Origin of the sequence: Sphingobium tyrosinilyticum, from assembly GCF_042654265.1 — a bacterium.
GTDB classification, from domain to species: Bacteria; Pseudomonadota; Alphaproteobacteria; order Sphingomonadales; family Sphingomonadaceae; genus Sphingobium; species Sphingobium tyrosinilyticum.
Genome location: NZ_JBHSFZ010000058.1, coordinates 1 through 22,504 on the forward strand (window position 1 = coordinate 1; position 22,504 = coordinate 22,504).

Annotated in this window: 24 protein-coding genes and 2 pseudogenes; 16 read left to right on the plus strand and 10 right to left on the minus strand. The window is 59.8% G+C overall.

Going from position 1 to position 22,504, the window contains the following annotated elements; genetic code table 11:
• Positions 1 to 255: 255 nt before the first annotated feature.
• The gene (locus ACFO3E_RS15920) at positions 256 to 903 is read right to left on the minus strand and encodes a TetR/AcrR family transcriptional regulator (protein WP_380806088.1); all 648 of its coding nucleotides are present in this window, start codon (positions 901 to 903) and stop codon (positions 256 to 258) included.
• 498 nt (positions 904 to 1,401) lie between these two features.
• Between ACFO3E_RS15920 and ACFO3E_RS15925 the strand changes: the two genes are divergently transcribed.
• The 4 genes from ACFO3E_RS15925 (at position 1,402) to budC (ending at position 4,679) form a co-directional block, all read left to right on the plus strand.
• Positions 1,402 to 2,280, plus strand: a complete 879-nt coding sequence (locus tag ACFO3E_RS15925) for an SMP-30/gluconolactonase/LRE family protein (RefSeq protein ID WP_380806090.1) — start codon at positions 1,402 to 1,404, stop codon at positions 2,278 to 2,280.
• Positions 2,281 to 2,677: 397 nt separating this feature from the next.
• The gene (locus ACFO3E_RS15930; RefSeq protein ID WP_380806092.1) at positions 2,678 to 3,088 is read left to right on the plus strand and encodes a Fe(II)-2OG oxygenase family protein; all 411 of its coding nucleotides are present in this window, start codon (positions 2,678 to 2,680) and stop codon (positions 3,086 to 3,088) included.
• Positions 3,085 to 3,840 (plus strand): HpcH/HpaI aldolase family protein, encoded by a 756-nt coding sequence (locus tag ACFO3E_RS15935; RefSeq protein WP_380806095.1) that lies wholly within the window; start codon positions 3,085 to 3,087, stop codon positions 3,838 to 3,840. Before ACFO3E_RS15930 ends, ACFO3E_RS15935 begins: the two co-directional genes overlap by 4 nt.
• Positions 3,831 to 4,679, plus strand: coding sequence for a meso-2,3-butanediol dehydrogenase (gene budC / locus ACFO3E_RS15940; protein ID WP_380806098.1), 849 nt, complete (start codon positions 3,831 to 3,833; stop codon positions 4,677 to 4,679). Before ACFO3E_RS15935 ends, budC begins: the two co-directional genes overlap by 10 nt.
• 36 nt (positions 4,680 to 4,715) lie before the next feature.
• Here the strand turns inward: budC and ACFO3E_RS15945 are convergent, their stop codons facing one another.
• The 4 genes and pseudogenes from ACFO3E_RS15945 to ACFO3E_RS15960 form a co-directional block, all read right to left on the minus strand.
• Positions 4,716 to 5,561: an oxidoreductase gene (locus ACFO3E_RS15945; RefSeq protein WP_380806100.1), complete on the minus strand. Its 846-nt coding sequence runs from the start codon at positions 5,559 to 5,561 to the stop codon at positions 4,716 to 4,718.
• Positions 5,558 to 6,103: a hypothetical protein gene (locus ACFO3E_RS15950; RefSeq protein ID WP_380806103.1), complete on the minus strand. Its 546-nt coding sequence runs from the start codon at positions 6,101 to 6,103 to the stop codon at positions 5,558 to 5,560. The genes ACFO3E_RS15945 and ACFO3E_RS15950 overlap by 4 nt, the downstream gene beginning before the upstream one ends.
• A gap of 5 nt (positions 6,104 to 6,108) precedes the next feature.
• Entirely contained in the window at positions 6,109 to 6,570 is a 462-nt protein-coding gene (locus ACFO3E_RS15955; protein WP_380806629.1) for a Rossmann-fold NAD(P)-binding domain-containing protein, read from the minus strand.
• Between the two features lie 103 nt (positions 6,571 to 6,673).
• Positions 6,674 to 7,102: pseudogene (locus ACFO3E_RS15960) on the minus strand (SDR family NAD(P)-dependent oxidoreductase); the annotation flags it as partial.
• A gap of 117 nt (positions 7,103 to 7,219) precedes the next feature.
• Here ACFO3E_RS15960 and ACFO3E_RS15965 point away from each other — a divergent pair.
• From ACFO3E_RS15965 to ACFO3E_RS15975, 3 genes are read left to right on the plus strand one after another with little or no spacing between them, the layout of a single operon-like run.
• Positions 7,220 to 7,978, plus strand: a complete 759-nt coding sequence (locus ACFO3E_RS15965; protein WP_380806105.1) for an SDR family NAD(P)-dependent oxidoreductase — start codon at positions 7,220 to 7,222, stop codon at positions 7,976 to 7,978.
• Between the two features lies 1 nt (position 7,979).
• Positions 7,980 to 9,893 (plus strand): flavin-containing monooxygenase, encoded by a 1,914-nt coding sequence (locus ACFO3E_RS15970; RefSeq protein WP_380806107.1) that lies wholly within the window; start codon positions 7,980 to 7,982, stop codon positions 9,891 to 9,893.
• A 40-nt stretch (positions 9,894 to 9,933) separates the two neighbouring features.
• Positions 9,934 to 10,284 carry a nuclear transport factor 2 family protein gene (locus tag ACFO3E_RS15975; protein WP_380806109.1) on the plus strand — a complete coding sequence of 117 codons (351 nt, stop codon included), beginning with the start codon at positions 9,934 to 9,936 and terminating at the stop codon, positions 10,282 to 10,284.
• 41 nt (positions 10,285 to 10,325) lie between these two features.
• Here ACFO3E_RS15975 and ACFO3E_RS15980 read toward each other — a convergent pair whose 3' ends face one another.
• The gene (locus tag ACFO3E_RS15980; RefSeq protein WP_380806112.1) at positions 10,326 to 10,712 is read right to left on the minus strand and encodes a limonene-1,2-epoxide hydrolase family protein; all 387 of its coding nucleotides are present in this window, start codon (positions 10,710 to 10,712) and stop codon (positions 10,326 to 10,328) included.
• A gap of 79 nt (positions 10,713 to 10,791) precedes the next feature.
• On the minus strand, positions 10,792 to 11,748 hold the full coding sequence (locus ACFO3E_RS15985; protein WP_380806114.1) for an amidohydrolase family protein: 957 nt from the start codon (positions 11,746 to 11,748) through the stop codon (positions 10,792 to 10,794).
• Here ACFO3E_RS15985 and ACFO3E_RS15990 point away from each other — a divergent pair.
• Positions 11,722 to 12,382 (plus strand): annotated as a pseudogene (locus tag ACFO3E_RS15990) (TetR/AcrR family transcriptional regulator). The gene ACFO3E_RS15985 and the pseudogene ACFO3E_RS15990 overlap by 27 nt on opposite strands.
• Before the next feature lie 366 nt (positions 12,383 to 12,748).
• A complete protein-coding gene (locus ACFO3E_RS15995; protein ID WP_380806117.1) occupies positions 12,749 to 13,897 on the plus strand; it encodes an MFS transporter in 1,149 nt (382 codons plus the stop codon).
• A gap of 473 nt (positions 13,898 to 14,370) precedes the next feature.
• On the opposite strand, the gene ACFO3E_RS16000 is transcribed toward ACFO3E_RS15995, so the two are convergent.
• A complete protein-coding gene (locus tag ACFO3E_RS16000; RefSeq protein WP_380806119.1) occupies positions 14,371 to 14,760 on the minus strand; it encodes a hypothetical protein in 390 nt (129 codons plus the stop codon).
• Positions 14,761 to 14,920: 160 nt separating this feature from the next.
• Between ACFO3E_RS16000 and ACFO3E_RS16005 the strand changes: the two genes are divergently transcribed.
• Positions 14,921 to 17,158 (plus strand): TonB-dependent receptor, encoded by a 2,238-nt coding sequence (locus tag ACFO3E_RS16005; RefSeq protein WP_380806122.1) that lies wholly within the window; start codon positions 14,921 to 14,923, stop codon positions 17,156 to 17,158.
• 165 nt (positions 17,159 to 17,323) lie between these two features.
• Positions 17,324 to 17,998 (plus strand): TetR/AcrR family transcriptional regulator, encoded by a 675-nt coding sequence (locus tag ACFO3E_RS16010; RefSeq protein ID WP_380806124.1) that lies wholly within the window; start codon positions 17,324 to 17,326, stop codon positions 17,996 to 17,998.
• A 7-nt stretch (positions 17,999 to 18,005) separates the two neighbouring features.
• On the opposite strand, the gene ACFO3E_RS16015 is transcribed toward ACFO3E_RS16010, so the two are convergent.
• Both ACFO3E_RS16015 and ACFO3E_RS16020 read right to left on the minus strand, forming a co-directional pair.
• Positions 18,006 to 18,815 (minus strand): MFS transporter, encoded by an 810-nt coding sequence (locus ACFO3E_RS16015; RefSeq protein WP_380806126.1) that lies wholly within the window; start codon positions 18,813 to 18,815, stop codon positions 18,006 to 18,008.
• Complete coding sequence (locus tag ACFO3E_RS16020) at positions 18,749 to 19,150, minus strand: MFS transporter (protein ID WP_380806128.1); 402 nt, start codon at positions 19,148 to 19,150, stop codon at positions 18,749 to 18,751. Before ACFO3E_RS16020 ends, ACFO3E_RS16015 begins: the two co-directional genes overlap by 67 nt.
• Positions 19,151 to 19,506: 356 nt before the next feature.
• Between ACFO3E_RS16020 and ACFO3E_RS16025 the strand changes: the two genes are divergently transcribed.
• The 5 genes from ACFO3E_RS16025 to ACFO3E_RS16040 all read left to right on the plus strand — a co-directional run bounded on the left by ACFO3E_RS16025 (position 19,507) and on the right by ACFO3E_RS16040 (position 22,482).
• Entirely contained in the window at positions 19,507 to 19,815 is a 309-nt protein-coding gene (locus ACFO3E_RS16025; protein ID WP_380806130.1) for an SDR family NAD(P)-dependent oxidoreductase, read from the plus strand.
• Between the two features lie 119 nt (positions 19,816 to 19,934).
• Positions 19,935 to 20,051 carry a hypothetical protein gene (locus tag ACFO3E_RS16030; protein WP_380806132.1) on the plus strand — a complete coding sequence of 39 codons (117 nt, stop codon included), beginning with the start codon at positions 19,935 to 19,937 and terminating at the stop codon, positions 20,049 to 20,051.
• A gap of 86 nt (positions 20,052 to 20,137) precedes the next feature.
• Positions 20,138 to 20,257: a transposase gene (locus tag ACFO3E_RS20880; protein ID WP_465269444.1), complete on the plus strand. Its 120-nt coding sequence runs from the start codon at positions 20,138 to 20,140 to the stop codon at positions 20,255 to 20,257.
• A gap of 253 nt (positions 20,258 to 20,510) precedes the next feature.
• Entirely contained in the window at positions 20,511 to 21,926 is a 1,416-nt protein-coding gene (locus tag ACFO3E_RS16035) for an FAD-binding oxidoreductase (RefSeq protein ID WP_380806135.1), read from the plus strand.
• Positions 21,927 to 21,951: 25 nt separating this feature from the next.
• Positions 21,952 to 22,482: a cupin domain-containing protein gene (locus ACFO3E_RS16040; RefSeq protein ID WP_380806137.1), complete on the plus strand. Its 531-nt coding sequence runs from the start codon at positions 21,952 to 21,954 to the stop codon at positions 22,480 to 22,482.
• Positions 22,483 to 22,504: the final 22 nt, after the last annotated feature.

Below are 22,504 nucleotides of genomic sequence, written 5' to 3' on the forward strand. Positions count from 1 at the left end.
TCCACACCGCTTGGACCCTCATCGCTTCAATCCGCATGCTCAGGCGCAGAACCGCAAGGCTTTGTCAGAATTGAGAAACTTCCGAATCCGGCTCTAAGCATCCTGTCCAGAAAAGCGGGACCACCTCGAAGGGAGGCAGGCGCTTTTCAGGACGGCTTGCTGATCCGCCCCGGCATAACTCCATCGGTCGACTTGTCAGACCAGATGGTTCGGCACGATCGCGGCACGTGAAAGTGCCGGAAAGTCACATGAGGCTTAGCACCGTAACCCGGCAAGCATGCGCTTGAAGGCGCTCGATACATCCGTCTTTGCTCGATGAGGATTCGGCGCATGTGCGATGGATAAGGCTGCTTCGTTAAGCGCGCCCTGAAGCAAATTCGCTATGGGTTCTGCCGGCTGCTCTTCAATCGCGCCATCCTCCATCAGCAGATGAAGTGTTTTCGTGATCCGCGCCGTTACGTGTTTCGAGACGAGATCACGCCAATGGACCCATCCTAAGACGGCAGGTCCTTCGATAAGCACGATTTGTTGAAACTCGCGGCTCGACTCAACCATTGAAAGATAATTGTCAAACGCACTCAAGATGCGATCCCAACGCGTCAGCTTGTTGCGCGCTTCGGCTTCCGCGGCCCCCTGCAACTCGATAAGCACATCAAGAAAAACTGCTTCGAACAGCGCCTTCTTATCGGGGAAATGATGATAAAGCGCGCCGCTTGTTACTTTTGCCTGCTTTACGAGTGCGACCGTACCGCTGCCGTGAAAGCCGATTTCTCCAAACATCCTTCGCCCCGTCTGTAGCAGGACGGTCCGAGTTTCTTCGGCGCGTGCGCGCTGCGTTGCTTGGGTTCCCCCTCGCTTCGACATCACCCCGTTCAACTTTGAAGACTTTTCCATCTCTTCCATTCAACTGACATCGAGCCACTTGCCAAGAGACAAAATGCGAAATATCAGCTGTATGTCGGGTTTAGGTCGCGCGCAGAGGAGAGGGTGTGGTTCGCACAGCAGCCAATTTGTCGACAGCGAACTTGGAAGCCCTCGCGGAAGACATCGTCAGCGCGTCGAATACGTGTGCTCTGGGGATGAGATAGTGGAACGCTGCCGGCTTGGCCTGACCCGGCGGCACGGGGCGGAACCGTCCGCGCGTGTGCAGCTTGCTGCAATAGCACGGGTGTCGGATGGTGATCCCCGCAGCCGCGATTGACCGCGTGCCGGCGACAGTGATTGGCTGGAAGCAGCTCATCTTTGGCAGCGAGGGAACATCGGGGATAGTAACGTAGGTGATTCTACATTCGAGGCTACCTACCTTGCGGCAAACCGCCCCAGTCGCGCCGAAAATGTTCGAAGATGTTATTGGTGTCAAGGACCGACAAACCCAAGCAAGAAGTTGCCGGACGTGCAAGTATGACGTTAGTTCAGTGCATCGTTGATGCAGATAATTATCTGGGTGAGACGCCGATCTGGAATGCCGCCGAACAGGCGCTATGGTGGGTGAACTGCGAGCAACCGCCAGCCCTGCACCGATGGGATTCTCGGTCCGGGCGGCATGACGAATGGCCCATGCCAAGCCGCGTTGGCGGATTTGTGCCCAAGGAGGATGGCGGCGTCGTGGTCGTGCTGGCCGACGGCCTTTACGATTGGGATCCAGTCAGTTGCGCCTTGACGTTGCGTGTCGCTTCTGGGCTTCCCGATCACGTTAAGCTGCACGAGTGCCACTGCGATCGTCAAGGCAGGCTGTGGCTTGGAGCGTTCGACCATCATTACCCAGCAGACCGGGGTGCCGCTGGCGGATGGTTTCAGCGGCTCGACCATGACCGGCTGATCCGTGTCGTGGCCGGGATTTCGGTTGCAAACGGGCTGGCCTTCAGTCCTGATGGACGCACGATGTATGCGACCGGCCGTATCCGCGGTCAGGTTGACGCCTATGATCTTGACGCGGGCAGTGGTGCGCTGTCCAACCCACGCTGCTTCATTCGGCACGAGGGGCCGGGGTTTATCGATGGGGCAACAGTGGATGCGCAAGGGGCCTACTGGGCGGCGATCGTCGGAATGGGAGAGTTGCGGCGCTACACGCCCGCGGGCGCATTAGAACGTGTCGTCGCGCTGCCCTTCTCCAACCCAACCAAGCCGGCCTTCGGCGGGCCGGACATGGCGACGCTTTTCGTGACGAGCACGAAGATGACGATCCCCGACACGGCGGCGTTCGGCAACAATGGCGGGCTGTTCGCGATGGAACCAGGAGAGTTCGGAATAGCCGAAACGCCACTGTCGCTGATGGGCTAAGCAGAACATATGACTGACATGAACGGGACGCAGAAGAGAAGCTTTCATTATCTCGCGAAGCGTACGCGTCTAGTCTGGTCGCGTCCGGTAATATGAAGATCGATTCTACAGGAACCTTCAGCGCGAATGGGTCAGCAAGGCCAAGGGCGCGAGCCCGCTCGAAAGAGATGTTCTGCGGTTCTTATGCGATTGCCCGGCTTTCACCTGACCTATGCCTGGCTGAGGAACAAATATTCGCTACCCTGCATACAAGGGGTAGAACTTCTGGAGAAAGGCGGTCGGTTCCCTGCTGGCAAATCAGGCCCAATCGGGGGTTGGTGTGCCACTGACTGAAAAGGCGCTTGTCTGAAATATGACGGGAGTGCGACCCAACATCGAACCTTAGAGGATGCAGATCATGAATACGCTGGTCCCCGCCGATGCGGCAAATCAACTGAAAGATCATGGATGGCGCGTGCGGCGGACGAGCCTGCCTGCCGAGGCGACCCATCCCGCGACGGGCAAGACGCTCTTCTTCAACACGATCCATGCGACGCGCAAGCAACGCGTGGCGGTGGGCGAGGAAAAGATCGCGCTGATTGGCGCGGCGTGTTCCAACTATCCTGACAAGCCCAGCGCGGCGGCCTTTCGCAAGGGCGATCCCTTGTCCGAGGAAGATTTTCTGGACACGCATGCGGAGAGGAAGCGCCGGGAAGTGGCGTTCCCGTGGACACTAAGGGACGTCATACTGCTGGACGATAAACTGCCCGCCCACGGCCGACTTCCCTACAAGGGCGAGCGGGACACACGACAGATGCTGTTCAAATGAGCATCGATAGCCAGATCTCCGACATCAATGAGAGCAAGCCCCGTGTGGGATTGTGGATCTCCATTCCGGATCGCCTGTCCATAGAGACGGTGGGGCGGGCCGGATACGACTTCGTGATTCTGGACGGCCAGCATGGCGGTATAGGGTCGGAAGCGATAATGAGCGCTATCCAGACGCTTGATCTTGCCGGCGTACCCAGCTTCATGCGGGTGCAGTCAAACGATCCCGCTCAGATCATGCGTGCGCTGGATCTTGGGGCATGCGGCGTGATCGTCCCACTCGTGAACAATGCCGAACAGGCTCGTACCGCCGCGCGGTCCTGCCACTATCCGCCGCTTGGCGATCGGTCCTTTGGGCCGGTGCGCAGTTCCTATGTCACCGACGGATCGAAAGAGGCGAAGGCCTTATGTTTCGTGATGATCGAAACCGTCGAGGCTATGGAGAATTTGGAGGCGATCGCGAATACGCTAGGCGTTGCCGGCCTATTTCTCGGCCCAGTCGATCTTGGACTGTCCATGGGTTTGTCGGTCGCGGAAGCGCTCCGTTTTCCGGAGCCGGTGATGGCTGCCGTAAAAAGGATCGTTTCCGTTTGCGCCCAGCAGGGATTGGTGGCGGGATGCCCGGCATTTGGACTGAAAAATGGTCAGGAACTTCACGCGTGCGGCATTACCTTCCTACCGCTCGGCGCGGATTTAGGCCTTCTTCGCCGCGCGGCGGCCGCCGATCTTGCGGAAGCGCGGGCATGGCCCTGACGCCCGATGTGCCTACCACATTCCGCCCGTCGCAGGAGCCCAGCGCTCGCAAACAGGAATATCGCGGTATGACAGGACGTTTCGAAGGAAGGGTTGCAATTGTCACGGGCGGAGCCTCTGGCATCGGCGCTGCTACGGTGAACCGGCTGAAGGAGGACGGCGCGCGGGTGCTGATAGTGGACCGGAACGCTCCTGCGAGTTGGGACGAAGAGGGGGCATGCCTCTTTCAGGCGGATCTTACGTTGCCGCGCGCGGCAGCGGAGATGGTAGCGCAGGCCGTCGAACGCTTTGGACGCTTGGACTTCCTCGTCAACAACGCAGGTATGGGGGCGCTCAACGATCCCTCGGACGAGACGGACGAGCAATGGTTCCGGCTATTCGCGATCAACATCGATGCCGTCATGCGCGGGTGCCGTGCGGCGCTTCCCCATATGCGCGCTCAGGGCAGCGGTGCGATCGTCAACGTCGCTTCCATATCAGGACTGGGCGGGGACTATGGCATGGCAGCTTATAATGCCAGCAAGGCGGCAGTCGTGAACTATAGCCGATCCCTAGCTATTGATTGCGCGCGTGATGGTGTTCGCGTGAACGTGGTTTGCCCGGGCCTCATTGATACGCCGATGACTGCTCCGATTCCTGGGCGGGAACGCTGGCACGCGGCCATTCCAATGGGCCGCTCAGCACAGCCGCGGGAAATTGCATCCACCATTGCTTTCCTTCTGTCGGAGGATGCATCGTTCATGACCGGATCTGTACTGGTCGCCGATGGGGGCGTAACCGCCACGACCGGGCAACCGCGCAGTCCCAACCTTCGCCCGTTGCCGCCGCTAACTCGCTGAAGTCCTGTACGGAGAGCGCCAGAGGAGAGCGGGCTGCTACTCCTCGAAGGCGGTGCGCGTGCCCAGCATCTCCCAACGCTCTACTTCTTCCAGTTCACGCAGCAGTTCGGCTCGTACGCCCGCGATAGCGTCAGCGCCCAAGAGCAGTTGCTGCGGCGGGTTGTCGGCGTCAACCGCCTTGATGATGGCGTCGGCGGCGCGGGCCGGATCGCCCACTTCGCTTTCCCGGCGTCTTTCCACGCGATTGATGATCCGGCCCACGGTGTTGGCATAATGGATCGGGGGCGGCGCCCCCAGTACCAGCGAGCGGCCTGCAAAATCCGTGCGAAAATTGCCCGGCTCGACGACCGTAACACCGATGCCGAGCGGCTCCACTTCTTCGCGAAGCGCCTTTGAAAGCCCCTCGACGGCATGTTTTGCGGCTGAATAATAGCCGAGAGCAGGCGCGCTCAGCCGCCCGCCGCTCGACGCGATGTTGACGATCCAGCCGCGCTTGCGCGCGCGCATTCCCTTCAGGGCGGCACGGATCATGTTGGCCGTCCCGAAAAAATTGACTTCGAAGATGGCGCGGATCGCGGCCTCATCCGCATCCTCAACGCTGTCGAGCAGGCCATAGCCTGCATCGTTGACGAGAATGTCGATGGAATCGAACGCTTCCTCTCCTGCGGCGATGGCGTTCGCAACCTGGCTTTTGACTGTGGCGTCCAGCGGAAGAGTCAGGCACCGTTTCTCGCCGTGCGGGGCTATATCCCGTAGTGTTGCGGGGTCACGGGCAGTCGCGATAACTCGTCCACCCGCCGCCAGCACCGCCAGCACTATGGCCCGGCCAAATCCGGACGAAGCGCCTGTCACAAGCCATGTCTGCTGCGATCTGGCAGTCATGCCGCGGGACCCCTTTGATCCGGATCCGAGGAGGAAAGCATATCGCTCAACAAGCGGCTGGATGGCAGGGCGCCGAATAATTTTAGACCGCCTTCTTCCAGTTGCACATATTCCAGAAAATGACCGAGGTCCGCACGACGGTCGAGGTAAAGATAACGCAGGACGCCCGGAATATCCCCTGCACTGGCAGGGCCGCCGTGCCGTTCAACCCATGTCTCGAGCGCGCGCCAGTTGTCGGCCCCGTCTATATAATAGCCGACGTGATGGAATTGCAGCAGCTCTTCCTCCTTAAGTGCATCGCTATAGATTGAAGCCGCCGATGCCGATGCCTCGACCAGTTCCAATGTCAGTGGGCCGACCTGTCCAAGGGCGAGGCGGCGGATGGGGGACTCGGCGGGCGACCGCCCTCGCGCAACGTGCACGACTTTGAACGCAGCAGTTGATTGGGTTGCGGTCAATCGTTCAATGCCTCGGCCCATGTCCCTGCATACATAGCCGATGTGGTAGAAGCGGGGATGGAATCGAGCGAGCGGCTGTAGCATGGCGATCACCCCCTTTCGGCGGATATCGTTTCACTGGTTTCAGACATGCGCCTCAGGGCCGCGTTGACGTGCGCTACTTCGTGATAGACGCTGGCGGGGTAGGAGAGGTCGGCTGTATCGACGATCTCCTGCCAGTGCGCGGCAATCCCGTCGGGATCGGTATGCTGCGGCGCGACCCAGCCCGCCGTCGCTCCGGTGACGACCTCCGCGTACCGGCCGGACACCGCCGAAAAGGCGCGTTGCGTGGCGCGGCAACTGTCGCTCACCAGGAAAAGGGCGAGAGGGACGACCCATGCCGGTGCCTGCCTCTCCCGGTCGGGAGCCGAGCCCATGTCGCGCATCGCCGCATCGATTGCCGATATTTCGCTGCGGAAGGAAAGGTCGACGTGGTCGGCAAGCCGGGTACGCGCGCCCGGCAGTAGCACATTGGACAGGATGCCATGGTCTGATCCCTCCAGCGCGAGCACGTTCGACAGACCCAGCAGACCAGCTTTGGCCGCGCCATAATTTGCCTGCCAAGGGATGGCCGAACAGGCCGGAAGCAGAAGAGGTCAGGAGAATGCGCCCATAGCCCCGCTCTTTCATCGCCCGAAAAGCCGGCTGGCCGACATAGAAGGCGCCTTTGAAATGGACATCGAGCACCGCATCGATCTGATCGTCCGTCAGATCCTCGAAACGTGCATCGCGCAGGAATCCCGCGTTATGAACGAGGATGTCCAAATGCCCATAGGCTTGAATCGCCGTTTCGACCATCGCTGCCCCTCCGGCTCGGGTGGCCGCATTGTCTGTGCTGGCCGTAGCAAGCCCTCCGGACGCGCGGATTTCATCGACGACCTGGCGCGCCGGTTCGTTTGAATGGCCGACTCCTGCGCCGTCAACGCCTATGTCGTTGACGACAACTCGGGCGCCGCGTCGCGCAAGTTCCAACGCATATGCGCGGCCAAGCCCCGATCCAGCGCCGGTCACGACCGCTACCCGATCTGCAAACCCGATCGGCATAGTTTTCCCCTATGGTGACCTTGGACAGACTGTGCGTCCTCAGTGACATCATCTAACCCTATTGCCAAGAAACATTCAACATGTATGTAATGCTGAGAGCAGCTGTAGGAGAGGGCGTTGGACATCAAGGGTCAGATCGTCATTGTGACGGGAGGGGCGTCCGGCCTTGGTGCGTCGGCCGCCCGCCAACTCGCCGCCGCCGGAGGTAAGGTCGCAGTATTTGACGCGAACGAAGAAGCTGGCACCATGATCGCGCAGGAGATTGGCGGCTTTTTCGCGCGGGTGGACATCACCGATTATGCCAAGGTCGCCGAGGCGCTATTCGCGGCGGAGGAGGCGCTCGGCGTGCCACGCATATTGGTGAATTGCGCTGGTATTACTCCAACTGGCAGGACCGTAGGAGACGACGGCACACCGCTGTCGCTTGAAAACATGCGCCGCAATGTCGAGGTTAATCTATACGGGACAATGTACCCGCTCACTCTGTTCGCTGCGCGGCTGGCGCGTGAGGAGCCGTTGGGCGAAGAGCGGGGCGTCGTAGTCAACACGGCATCCATAGCCGCCTTTGACGGGCAGGTGGGGCAAATGGCCTATGCCGCCGCAAAGGGCGGCGTCGTCGGGCTGACCCTCCCCGCCGCCCGCGATCTTGCTCGCCATGCGATACGGGTGGTGACGATCGCGCCTGGCATGTTCCGCACGGCAATGGTCGGCATGTTGAGCGAGGAGGGCAAGGATCGGTTAGGCGCACAGGTTCCGTTCCCCAACCGGCTCGGCAGGCCTGAGGAATATGCCCATCTGGTTGCCAGCATCATCGCCAATCCGATGTTGAACGGCGAGGTCATCCGGCTCGACGGGGCGCATCGACTGCGTGCGTAACATGTCCACCACATTTCAGTTGTCTGAGGAAAAGGCACATATGGTCGTTCTGCGACAATCGCTTGAAGACGAACTGGGCATCGATCCCGTTGCCTTGGTCGAGAAATATCGCGTTGAGCGTGACCGACGCCTTCGCCCGGAGGCGCTGGGCCAGTATGTCGATCTGGATGGCGACCTATCGCACTATCGGGACGATCCTTGGGTTGATGCGGATTTTACGCGCGAGCATCTCAATGATGAGGTGGATGTGCTGGTCATCGGCGGCGGGCTGGGTGGAATCCTTCACGGCGTCCACCTACGAAAGGCGGGTGTAGCCAACATTCGAGTGATCGAGCGTGGGGGCGACTTTGGCGGCGTGTGGTACTGGAACCGCTATCCGGGTGCCGCATGCGACACGCAGGCGATGCTTTATCTGCCGATGCTTGAGGAGATGGGCTATGTGCCCAGCCACCGGTTCGCATCCGGGCCGGAGATCAGGGCGTATCTTCAAAGCATCGCGCGCAAATATGATCTCTATCGAGATGCGCATTTTCAGACCGAAGTCACTGGCCTTTGCTGGGACGAGGGGGAGGGGCGTTGGACCGTCTCGACCAACCGAGGGGACGCGATCCGCGCGCGTTATGTGACCATCGCTCTAGGGCCAATGGAAAGGCCCAAGCTGGCGGGCATTCCGGGCCTCCAACGCTTTGCGGGGCACAGCTTTCACACCAGCCGGTGGGATTATGCTTATACCGGTGGCGGACCCGAGGGGGGGCTCGACGGTTTGCACAACAAGACAGTCGGCATCATCGGTACCGGCGCCACGGCCGTGCAATGTGTGCCTCATCTTGCCGATTCCGCGCGGCACCTTTATGTGTTCCAACGTACACCGTCATCCATAGACGTGCGAGATAACAGACCTCTTGATCCAGAAGAGTTTGATGGACTCGAGCCAGGATGGCAGGAGCGCCTTTGGCACAACTTCACGACGATCGTTTCTGGTATCTATACTGACGACGATCAGATCCGCGATGGATGGACATCGATGATGGCGATCATGCGATCATTGGCCGTCCGCAAGGCTGAGCGTGGCGAGCCGGTGGAAAATCCGATGACGCTTGCTCAGATTGCCGACTATGTAAAGATGGAAGGCATTCGGGATCGGGTTAGCCACGTTGTGGAAGACCCGTCGGTCGCGGCGCTGCTAAAGCCCTGGTACAATCGCTTCTGCAAGCGTCCATGTTTCTCCGATGAATATCTGCCCGCATTTAATCGGGCGAACGTCACGCTGGTAGATACGTCGGAAGGACGCGGCGTGGAGCGTATTACGGAGCGCGGCGTGGTCGTGGACGGGCGGGAATATCCGCTCGATTGCCTGATCTACAGCACAGGCTTCGATGTGGGTACGCCTTTCGTCAAGCGGATCGGCTATGAAATTGCGGGCCGGGACGGGGTTCTGCTTTCCGCAAAGTGGGCGGACGGAGCGGCCACGTTGCACGGTATCGCCAGCCATGGCTTTCCCAACCTGTTCCTCATGTCGGTTGTGCAAACCGGCGTTTCGATGAACTTCACCCATATGATCAACGAACAGGCGCGTCACATTGCCTACATCGTCGCGCGCGCCGTCGGCGAGGAGATAGATATCGTCGAAGTCTCCCGTCATGCAGAAGAACAATGGTGCGCCGAAATCGATCGCACCGCGCTGGACCAGGAAGCTTTCCTGCGCGCCTGCACGCCCAGCTATTTCAATTATGAGGGCGATCTGAAACGCCGCAACGTCCGCAACAATCAATATGGCGGCGGTCCTATTCCTTTTTACCGCATCATCGCGGATTGGAGGGAGGAGGGGACGATGCCCGGTCTGGAATTGACCCATCGTTCCAAGTCGCCTCCGGCCGTTGGAGGTGATGCAGCGTCCCCGCAAATCCCATCATAAATTCCGACGTCAGTGTATAAACGCAAAGAGGAGAGTTGCTGTGACGACGCGCGAGACCATCGAGAACTTCGTCAGAGTGTATAATGAGCCGGGATCTGAAGTGTATCCGCTCTATGGCGATAGGGTTGAGTGGATCGAAATGCCCAGTGGTCGGCATGGCGGTCGCGACGAACTGATCGAGGCGTTGCGACACGCCCGCGAGCTATTCATCAGCCTCGAGATGGAAGCGATTTCGATCGTTACCGAAGGGAATGAAGGCGTTCTGGAAAGCGCCCTCACGCTGAAATCGGCCGAGGGTAATGTCGTGCGGACGCGCACCATATGGCTCTTCACGGTGGAAGGGGGCAAGATTGTCCGCGAGCATGACTATTCGATGGTTCTGAAGAACTAGGCGACACAGGAATTTCTGGCGGCGCGGCGGCGCCGCCCCCGTCATGTCGATGGGCGAAAGAGATTGGTGTCGAAATAATCCGACCACCTCACAATTTTGCCATCCTCATCCACGTCGAACGCGCCCATGACGGGGATGGATCGCAGGACGGCGCCGGATTCGTCGAGAAGATGGTCGATGCGCTCGGTCAGGACGGTGCCGCCATGAACCGCGATCGCGGGCGTCTCGACACGCAGGCCGGCTATTCCCACCGCCGCCATCTTGCTCATCAGCGCCTGTGCCTCGCTCGGCCCAGCCACGCGCGACATGCCTATATTTTCCCAGATTGTCGCGGATGTGAACCACCGTTCCACCGCGCGAGCGAAATCATCCGCATTTCCGCTGATCGCATCCAGAAAGCTCAGGACGGTGGTCACTTTATCAGCCATGTACAGCTCCTTGGGGAACAGCAAGAAATTCGTTAGGACTGTCCCGCCCGCACCAGCCGGCCGGGCCTTGCCCCTGTGTCTACGTCATGACGACGGGTAACACCCCGTTGACCATTGTCGCCAGATATCCACTTGAGCTTTGATGGATCCGGCCACCGCCGCTGGGCAGGTCGAACAGCATCTCCGGTAGGTGGAGCCGCAGTCGGTCATGATCGATGACATTGATATCTGCGCGGAGGCCGGGCGCAATCACGCCTCGATCTGAAAGGCCGTAAAGTGCAGCGTTCCCACCCGTCAGTTTTTTGACGACGTGCGGCAGTGGCAGGATAGGTCCGCGTTTCCTGTTCCGCGCCCAAAAGGCCAGCTGGAAAGTTGGCCAGGAGGCATCGCACACCATGCGCACATGCGCACCACCGTCGCCAAGCGCGGCGGCGACAAAGGGTTGTCTCAGCATTTCATATGTCGCGTCGAGATTGCCCTCCGCATAGTTGAGCATGAAGCTGGCGCAGATCTTGCGACCGTCGGCCGCGCTATAATGGTCGTATATAAGTTCTTCGAGGCTGATGCCGGCTGCTTGCGCCAGGCCGCCGGCCTTGCGCTCGGGTCCGGGTTCATAATCCAGCGTCTCCTCCGTCATGGGATAGACATTGGCCATGTTCTGGCGGAGCAGTGCAATGAAGTCCGCAAGCTTTGGGTCGAGCGCCATGACCCCAGGATCGTCGGGCTGCGATAGCACAGCCGCCCTGCGCTGTGGATCACGCAAAGCGGCCGCCCTCTCGGAAAGCGGCAGGGTCGACACCTCATGATAGGCGCGCCGCATCAGGAAGAAATGATAGCCCTGGAGAGAGGTGAGGGCACCGATCCCGCGGGAGCTGACCTGTGGGTAAATCCCGAGGCCGGCGGCCTGAGCCTCCGCCGACCAGCCGATCATTCGCCGCCAGTCTTCCGGGTCGCTGCGCGACTGCATCAAGAGATAGGTGACCGGACGGCCGGAGACCAGGACGCCGCTGTGACGCGAGGGGCGCTCTATCATCATTTCACAGATAAGGAGGATCTGTTCGCTGCCGTCGCGCTTAGCCTGGCCGAGGAAATCTCCGAGAAAGCTACCGCGATGGTAGCGGCGCAGTTCGGCCCCGCCGACCCGAGCGATAGCGAGAGAAAATGGGCACGGCTCATGATTGCCTTTGAGGCATATCTGCAGGTTGTCACCGAAGATTTAGAGCTTCAGCGCATACTTCTTATTGACGGCCCTGCTGTTCTTGGGTGGCAGCGACGGCGCGCTAGGCATTCCCAAACTTGTGAAGTGGCTCGACAGCCTGGTGGCAGAAGGGCTTCTCAGGCCCGCTTCAACAGGGGCATTGGCGGAGCTCATATTCGCGGCCGTGAATGACGCGTCCCTTGCTATTGCGCATGCGCTGACTCGGAGCAGAGCCGCCGTGAGCGCACCGATGCGCTGCTGCATCTTTTATCCGGCCTCAACCCGCGTCCGGTCGTCATTCCTGTTGCCTGAACGCCTTTACATGCCGCTTGCATTCCACGGCTACGACGATAATCTCAGCACTCAGCTTACAGGTTGTATGTATCCGAAGCAAAGTAGTTGTCATGACTACACCGAGACGGAGCAAAAAGCCTGCGTGTCAGGAGAGCAGTATAAGGTAATGAGAAATTGATATACGGCTGCTCACGCACCGCTTTGAACAGTGCTGCGATAAACGCGAGTGCTCAGGTGCAAATAGCCGTCCTGGCGATTGGCAGGTTGGCCCAGCGGAAACCATTATCTCCAATATCATCGGACACGAGATATGACACGCTTAAGTCAGATGGAACGTTTGATGACTGGGTGGTGGGTAACGAGCCAGCGATTTACGGCGTCGGCCTAGGCTTTCGCTACTGAGCGATCAACATAACAGGAGCGCATGTCCGGACGATGACGCCCGGATATGCCCACCGCAAAGCTGTGAAGGTCCGGCTGTGTTCGATATTGACGAGTGCGCATGACTGAACCGCGAGAGCTAACGCTGGCGCGGTCGGGAACTTTGCTGGCATCGCTGCTGGGAATAATACTGGCCGTGCTGCTCATGTACAGCATGAGCGCGTTCATTCAGCCGATGGAAGCGAGCCTGGGCTGGTCCCGCACCACCATCGGCGCAGGTATCACGGCATCGACCATGGCCACGGCGCTCTTCAATACATGGGGTGGAGCTGCGATTGATCGCTACGGTCCCCGCCGTGTTGCGGCGCTTGCCATACCCGTTTATGTGGCCTGCTTCGCCTGCCTGTCGCTTTCGGCATCTTCGGTGTGGTCCTGGTGGGCAAACTGGGCGCTGCTCGGCGTCGTTAACTGCTTCACGGGCCCCGCGCTGTGGACGAGCGCGGTAGCGCGACTTTTTACCCGCAACCGTGGATTGGCGCTTGCAGTGGCGATGTGCGGAACGAGCGTGGCATCGATTTGCGTTCCACTCACTGCGACCATGCTTATCGATCTTGTTGGTTGGCGGCAGGCTTTTGCTTATCTCGGTATCATTTTCGGAACGCTCAGCTACGTTATGACATGCTTTTTGCCCAACGGTGGATCTCGAGAGAACCAGCCTGCCCACAAGAACCAGGCTTCATTTGGCTCGCTTCTTTTATCAGCCCGTTTTATGCGGTTGGCCTTGGCCGCGTCTTTCTTCGCGCTCACATCGACTGCTCTTATAACCTCGTCGATCGCGATCATCGAGGCGGGTGGCGTCGCGCGCGACACTGCGGCCATGATCGCCGCCTCGGTAGGCATCACGGGGATTATTGGTCGACTTGGATCTGGCTTTCTCGTGGATAGATTCGATGCGCGAGTGATCACAGCCGTGGCGATGGCGCTGCCGGCGTTGAGTGCCGGGATTTTGCTGGCAGACGATACATCCATACCGTTCGCCACCGTCGCTTTTCTCATCTTCGGCCTTGCCCTGGGCGCCGAATTTGATCTGGTGGCGGTATTTGTCAGCAGGCTGTTCGACATCCGGACGTTCGGCGCTTTGTTTGGAGCATTACTTAGCACGATTTCCGTTGCAGCTGCCGTTGCGCCTCTCGCCGCCGGCCTTGCCTATGATGTGACGGGAGAATATGTCCTGCTCCTCGCAGCCTTGGTCCCGATCAGCCTATCTGCCGCGGGATTGATCTTAACTATTGGACCTGTGCCGAGGCGCTAGTCCGGTACGTGACTAGCTAGGAGCAGGTTTTGTAATTTGCGGTCGCTTTGCGGTTGTCCCTTGACGGTTTCAAGGATCTGTCCGCACTCGCCGGGCCGGAGATCGGTGGTGCTGTATCGGGTCTCACAGACTCGCTGATGAGAACCAGAAGATAGCGCCTGTTCAAGGCCCGGTACGCCAGAAAGAAGAGTTGGGCGCTACCCAACTTGGCGAGAATGCCGGCATAGCATAAGTCACCGCGCGCCATGCCAGGCTGGCGAACATATTACTCACGCGCGGATACACCATTTGACCAGTGCGGCGCGGACCCCGTGACCCAACGAGAAGACGTACTGGCGACGCTCAGCGGGATAGCGACGGCGCAAAGTCAGCGGGTCGATGCCAAGTTCCTGCTCCATCGGCATCTAAGCCCACGGCAAATTTCCTTCCCTTCAGTCGATTATATGGTCCTACGCTATGGCAGCCCGGGCGGTCTATTTTGCCTCTTTACGGCGGACCGGCTCATGAAGCGCGGTGAGCCAGAAGGACCGCGCGCCTTCTAGATCAAGCGCGGGCGAAAGCGGCATCGTCGACGTTGTCGTGCCTTCGCTGTCGTTTTGAAGACGGTCGACATGGGCCGTCATGGCCTTGGCATGATCTGCATGAAGTCTTTTGAATTCACCTTCCGGCACGTCGTAGAGCGTAAGGTAGCGGAATGGGAAATCCGGGAAATACTGAGCCATGTCGAAGCGGAAGTGTTGACCGGATGAAAAGCCGTAGCGTTCCACCATGTCACTGACATGAGCGTCCACATACCAGTTGGCGCATTCCTCATCCCGGCCTTCCACCGCGTTCGTGAACACCGCATAAACGTGCTTTTCCATGGCCTTCCTCTAACCCGCTATAAACATGCGTGCCGCCAGCATGTAAACACTTGACTTGCGTCTTGCAACAGCGCAACTAGCGATCGCAATCCGCGAAAACGCCAGGGGCACGACCGTGCGGCCGATAAATACCATTGGTCGGACTACAGGGGGAGGAACTATGTCTAGAAAAGCTGTAAACTGCGCGCTTCTGTGCGGCGGTGCACTCATCTGTGCTGCGATTCCGTACAGCGCTTATGCGCAAAGTGAACCCGCCGCGTCGCAGAGCGACATTATCGTGACCGCGCAGCGCCGCGCTGAACCTCTCGAAAATGTGCCAATGTCGGTCGTGGCGCTGGGGAGTGAAGCGATCGAAAAGGCTGGCGTGGTTAGTGTCCGGGACATTGGTCAGATTGCCGCGGGCGTGCAGATCAACCAAGCGGGCGCAGCGACCCAGCCTGCCATTCGCGGCGTTTCGACCGTACTCAACACCTTCGGCTATGAAAATAACGTCGCAATCTATGTCGACGGTTTTTACCAGCCTGACTTCATCACCATCAACGCCGATCTCGCCAACATAGCTGGCGTGCAGGTGTTGAAGGGGCCGCAGGGCACGCTCTATGGCCGCAACGCCACGGGCGGCGCCATTCTCATCAATACCCTCGCGCCGTCGGCGACGTTTACCGGCAAGGTGCAAGCGACCTATGGCAGCTTTAACGAGCGATCCGTCAGCGCCTACATTTCGGGGCCGATCAGCGACAAGATCCGGTTCGGGGTCGCGGGATATTGGCGCAAGAACGACAATTATATTAAGCTGCTCAAGCCGATCCCAGCGGGCCCTCAGAATCCGAGCAAATTCGCTCCCATTGAGCAGCAGTCCGTGCGCGCCAAGCTGGAGGCCGATCTAACCGACAATCTGACCGCAACGGTCGGGTTCAACTATGGGTTGGTCTCCGATCCTCGGGGTTATATTTTCACGCCGATTGCTCATTCCAATCCCGCGACGATTATCCCGGGCCTGATACCGTCGACCCAGCGCTACCGTAAAGCCTATAATTATGGCATCAACCCGGATGCGAAAACCTATGAAGGTACGCTGAAGCTTGAATGGAAGACCGATATCGGCACGCTGACGTCCTACACGGCCTATGGCTTGCGCAAGGTCAATCAGGATTTCGACATCGACGGCAGCTATGTGGATGCGCAATATGCGATCAATCGACAGCGCTCGGATTCTTTTCAGCAGACATTCGACTATCTGATTGATGCGGTGGATCATCTGACGGTTATCGCTGGCGCCAGCTATTATAAGGATCATTCGCGGGTCGTCCCGCCCATCTCGACTTCGGTCTATGGGCCAGGATTGGTCCGCACCGTACTGCTGTCGACCGGCATCAAAAGCGATGCAATGGCATTTTATGTCGATGGCACACTCGACTTGTCGGATACGCTCAGCCTGACTGCCGGTGCGCGCTACAGCGTGGAGAAAAAGACTTATACGCTCGAGGGGTTGCAGGGCCTGGTCGTCCCGCGGACTTCGCGCAGTGCTAGTTTTGCCAAGGTCACGCCGCGCGCATCGCTACGGTGGGAACTCGCGCCCCGGACGAACATCTATGCATCCTATTCAAAAGGCTTCCGCAGCGGAACCATCAACCAGGGTACGTCGATCCTGAGCATTATGCCCGTTCGGCAGGAGATCATCGATGCCTATGAAATCGGCTTCAAGACCGTGCAGGGGCCGTTCCGCTTTAACCTGGCCGGTTTTTACTATGATTATAAGGATCTACAGGTTTCGCTGACACGTAACATCTGTGTGGATGCGGCGTGCAACAATTTTGTCGTATTCGGTCTAGTCAGCAACGCCCCGAAGGCGGAGATCTATGGGCTGGACGGCGAGGTCAGCTTCAATCCGACCTCACGCCTCACAATCCGCGCTGCCGGTGCCTACCTGCACGCGCGCTATAAGGATTTCACAAACGCCACGGGCACGGCGCTCAACCCGACCACCGACCGCAATTTCACCGAGGTGCAGGACTGGAGCGGGCAGCAGCTTCCCCGCGCGCCCAGCTTCTCGGGCAATATCGGTGCGGACTATACCCTAGACCTGCTCGGTGGCCGGCTCGACCTTTCCGCCAACGTGAACTATACAGACAGCTTCGTTATCCAGAATCCTTCCCTGTTCGGGTCGATGATGGGTGCTCTGGCGAACAAGCAACGCTATCGCCAGCGCGGCTATACGCTGGTGAATGCGCAAGTTACCTGGACGGACCCGTCAGACCATTTCTATGTGGGCGTCTATGGCCGGAACCTCACAGATAAATATTATCAGATGCTCTATAACGGCAATGCGGGCGTGGGGGATTATTCGACGCCTGCCCCGCCGCGTGAATTTGGAGCCAAGGTCGGCTACAAATTCTGATAGGGGGGCACGCGCGCCGTCGGCAGCGCCACTGCGGCAGCTGGCGCGGCGCGCGTGTCAAAGTGGGGGCGCGCTGCGCAAACCCCGTTGCTCCACGACACGCGATCTGCGAACTGTCCGCTTGGACAAACCCGGGTTGCATGCCCGCCTGGTCGGGAACAGAAGATGGTAGTATCGCGTGCGTCAGGCAAGACAGGGCAGGGGGCGCGCCGCAAAGTGGCGTCACGCACCCAGCAGGAACGTTCAGATGCGACGCGTGGCGCCCTCATACTGGCGGGCCGCCGGCATTTCGGCGAACGTGGGTTCCACGACGCGAGCACCACCGATTTCACTGCCGACGCCGCCGTCACCCGGGGTGCGCTCTACCATCATTTCAGCGATAAGAAGGCGCTATTTGATGCCGTCGTGCAGGATGTCGCCACCCGACTGGCAGACCATGCGCGCGACGAGGTATTGGCGCAGGTGCCTGAAATCAGCACGCCCATGTTGGGTTGGAGGCGGTTGTTGATTGCGCTCCGCAGCTATCTGCGAGCTGTGTCCATGGACCCGGAAACGCAACGTATCCTGTTGATCGATGCGCCCGCGGTGCTTGGTTGGGCGCGCTGGCGTGAAATACAGGCGGCTGTGTTCCTGCCCGGCACCGCTGCGCTGCTGGAGCAGATCATGGCGGCGAAGCTGATACGTCGCGCTGATGCTGGAACGCTGGCCCAATTCATTTTGGCAGCAACCAATGACGCGGCGCTGCTGATCGCCAACGCCCCCGACTCCGAAAAGGGGCTGGAGCAATGCGTCGAAACATTGATGGTGATGATGGACGGGCTTTTGCTTTCCGGAGGCTGACTGCCGGTCACGCGGCATCAGTCCCCTGATCGGGGTATGGACCTAGAGTCACAAAGAGCAGCGCCGCGATAGGACAGAGTGGAATGGCGGCGATCAGGGCCGGTACATAGCTGTGCGTGCTGTCGTAGACGGCGCTCAGCAGCAGCGGGCCTCCCGATCCAGCCAATGCCAAGATACCGGTCAACAGGCCAAAGAGTAGCCCGAAGTTGGCGAGCGGGAAATAGCGCGAGGTAAGATAGGCGACAAGGTCCGCTTCGGCGCCGAGTGCCAGGCCAAGCACTAGGAGCGCGACCGTGGCGGCCATGACCGAACCCGTAGCCCAGATGAGCAGTGCGCAAGTGATCGTAGGTAGAAAGACGACGAAGCCCGCGACCGCGCGCCCATCGATACGGTCGAGCGTCCAGCCGATGGCAAGCCTTCCAGCCGTCGAGGTAATGCCGATCAGAGAGACGATGCCGGCGGCATCTGCGCGGGACAGGCCGCCCGATACCAACACGGGCGCGGCGCTGATGACGAGGGGCGGCACCACTAATGCTGTCGCCAGCGCGGCCAGGGCCATTTGAAGGAAGGGACGGGTAAAGACGAGCCTGCGCCAGTCGGTCGATGGTCGTGCTGGCGCCGTCGGCACCAAGAGGCCGCGGCGCTGCCGGTCGCGCACGCTGAACAGGAAGAGGTAGAGGATCGGCACGATTACCAGCAGGATCAAGGCGCCCAGACCTACAAAAGCCAAGCGCCAGCCGTAATTCTCTATCAGAAAATAGGTATAGAGCGGCAGCAGCAGTGAGGAGATGCCGGTGCCCGACAGGGTGACGCCCATCGCCAGGCCCCGCCGGCGTGGAAGAAACCTGAAATTGCAGTCGTCCACATGTTCGGTAGTATCATCGCAAACGGCACGGCAGACAAGAGCCAGACAAACAGCCATGACCAGGTGCTTGACCCAACCAGCCCCATGCAGGCGAAGATGAGCGACAGGGCGACGGCACCGCAAAGCGCCAGTCGTCGCGCACCATATCGATCGATCTGGGCACCGACGATCGGTGCCAAGAGGAAGGATGAAAAAGCGGTGATACTCGGCCCAGCCATAATCTGCACGCGGGTCCAGCCGAACGCCTGCTGCAACGGTTCGATGAACAGACCGATGGAGTAGGTCATAACCGTTCCACCGACCATACCTACGCAGGCTGCCAGCGCTACGGTCCAGTTTGCCCGCCACTCCGCGGCCAGGGCTGCCTGTCAGTCGCACCGACATTCTCTATCCTCTCCGATTTCGGATCATGTCAACCTATCGCTGTGCCGCAGCTCAGGAACGAGCTGTGTGATGCTCAATTGATGCGCGGCATCCAGTCGGATACTTCGCCATTGAGCATTGGATTTTTGATGATGCCCGCCGTCAGCCTCGCAATTCCTTCAACAAACCAGGCGATTAGGAAAGGATTGCTGCCGCGATTTTCTTAATCGGAATGTACATGCCGTCTGTATGCAATTTTCCGCAATGCAACGTTCTGGCAATGGCCTTGTCACTCATCGCGAATGATGAGGGGGAGCGGGTGGTGCCGCAGCGTTTCGCCGGGCGAGTAGCTATAGCTATCGGCGGCGCGTCTCTCCGAGCTAGGGGCGCATGTGCTCTGCGTTGCCAGGTTAATGCGGCAGTAGCGGTATCCTTGGCGCATTTCGGCAGGCTTGATTGCAACGCAGGTGTGGGCGCGCTCGCCGGAGTGCAGGAGGAGCGGGACGAGAAGTGGTCGCGGTATTTCGCGATCAATGTCGATGCCATCATATTCAGTTGCCGGGCCGTCCTCCCAGTCATGCAAACGTAAGCGGCGGCACGATCGCCAATGTCGCTTCAATTTCCAGGCTGGAGCGGATTTGGGATGGGTGCCTACACTGTGACCAAGGGCGCGTCATCAACAAGCAGTCATTCTACTATATGCGCTCCATGGCGATCAATTACGCGCGGGATCGCATTCGGGTGAATGCCGTCTGCCCCAGCGTGATCAACATGCCGCTCAACGCGTCTATCCCCAAACGTGACCGGTGGGAAGACGGAGCATGAATGAGAGAGCGGTCGTCGCGTAGCGTTCGATAGGTCAGGAACGGTTCGGATTTTCAGGGTCCCGGCGAGCGACGTGATCGCTTGACGTGCTTGTATCACTGATCGATTGGAAGGCGGTCGCGGTGCTGCTCGATCCGCTTTATCCGGCCGCCAAAGGTGATCCGGCCTGGCCGCCCCTGGCGATCGTCAAAGCACTCCTGATGTGATCTGGTATGATAGCCGAGGTCCGCGAACATCGCCCTTGCCGTCGCCAACAGCGCCACGCGCGATCCCCGCGCGCGCGCGCTGTGCCGCCTGCGTCGGTGGTCCTGATTTGCTCGCGTTGTGCTGCCATATCGTCCTGCCCGTGCCCTCTGTCGCTGCCCTGTGCGGTCCTGCCGCTCATCGTCATTGCCAACATCTGCAAACCGACATATAGGCTATATATAGCTGAAAACAAATGTTGGAGAGAGTCGCGCCATGCAGAGTGCCGCAGGCAAGGACAAAGAGCAGCTCCGTTACCGGCTGGAGGCGATCGTCGGCGCTGACCAAGTCCGTTCCGGCGCGGATATCGGCGAGCGTTACCGGCTCGATCTCACGCGGCGCTATGCCGGTGCACCCGCTTATCTGGTGAAGCCGGCAACCACGCTGGAAGTGTCCGAAGTAGTGAAGGCCGCGGCTGCGGCCGGTCTGCCGGTAACAGTCATCGGCGGGCAGAGCGGCACCGTGGGCGGCGCGGTGCCTAGCGATGGCGGCGTCGCCCTGTCGCTCGAACGCATGAACCGGATCGTCGAGATCGATCAGCTGTCGATGACGATGACGGTTGAGGCAGGTTGTATATTGCAGGTGGCACAGGAGGCTGCCGAGCAGCAGGGGGCGTTGCTGCCCATGGACCTGGGCGCGCGCGGATCGGCGATGATCGGTGGGGTGATCGGCAGCAATGCCGGGGGAAACCGCGTGCTGCGCTGGGGCATGATGCGCGACATGGTCCTGGGGCTGGAAGTCGTGCTGGCCGACGGTGCCATCCTGTCCTCCCTGACCAAAATGCTGAAGGACAATGCGGGCTATGCCTGGAAGCATCTGGTGACCGGCAGCGAAGGAACGCTGGGCATCGTCACCCGCGCGGTGCTGCGGCTGCGCCCGTTGCCGACCTCGCGCCAGACAGCGATGATCGCGGCACCCAGCTTCGAGGCGGCGATCAGCGCAATGCGGCGGCTGGAGGTCACACTGTCGGGGCGGCTGTCTTCCTTCGAGATCATGTGGGACGATTTCTATGATCGTATGAGCGGCGGCCTGCTCGATCGCCAGCCGCGGCCGCTCCCCTCTGGCCTTGGCTATTATGCGGTAGTCGAGGCGATGGGCGGCGATGAGGAGCATGACGCCGCCCAATTCGAGCGGGCGCTCGCCGCCTTGGTCGAAAGTAGGATCGTGGTCGATGCCGTCATCGCCCAGTCGGAGCAGCAACGGCAGCAGATATGGGCCGTGCGCGAAGATATGAACCCGGGCCTTGCCGACCTGCGCCCGCTTATCGCCTATGACGTATCGATGGCCATCGCCGACATGCCGATCTTTGTCGAGCGGGCACGGGCGGCAATGGCGGCGGCCTATCCAGAGGCGACCATGTTGTTCTACGGCCACGCGGGCGACGGCAACTTGCATGTGATCGCCAGCCGCGGTGAACTGAGCGACGAGACGCGGCTGGGCTTCGACACAGTGATCTATGACGTTGTGCGCACGGTTGGCGGATCGATCGCCGCGGAACATGGCGTGGGCATCTCGCGCCGCGCGTTTCTCGGCCATGCCCGCTCGCAGAGCGAAGTGGCGCTGATGCGCACTCTCAAAATGGCGATGGACCCGGCCGGCACGCTGAACCCGGGCAAGATTTTGGCGCCCTGATCGTGGCGCGCAAAGGAGAGATGTCGTGAGCGAACAGGGATCAAAGTCCAAATTCCAGATTTTTCGGGCAGAGGACGCGCCGGGTCTCATGGAAAGCGGCCATATGAAGGTAGAACCCTATACCGATCTTCAGCGTCAGTGGGTGGTCAAGGCCAAGGAGGCCGGGCTGTTGGAGGGCGACCAGCTCAAGGTGCTGCTCGACATTCCCGGCTTCAATCTGACGTATGCCTGGTTGAAGAAGGAATATCCGCTGCCGCTGCACAGCCATGATTCCGATTGCCTCTACTATATCATCGCCGGCGACGTGCGCATCGGGACGGAAAGGCTGGGAGCGGGTGACGGCTTCTTCGTACCAGCGGGCGTGCCCTATCAATATACGCCGGGCGAGGATGGTGTAGAGGTGCTGGAGTTCCGCACCGTGTCGCAGTTCAATATGCTCAACCTGTCGAAGGGGGAGGGCTTTTGGCGCAAGGCGGTGGATTCGCTGAACGCCACCCAAGACGATTGGGCTCAGGCGGTGCCGCCTTCGAAAAAATTGACGCATTTGCAGAAGTGATGCCAGCGGGCGTTGGCGGCTG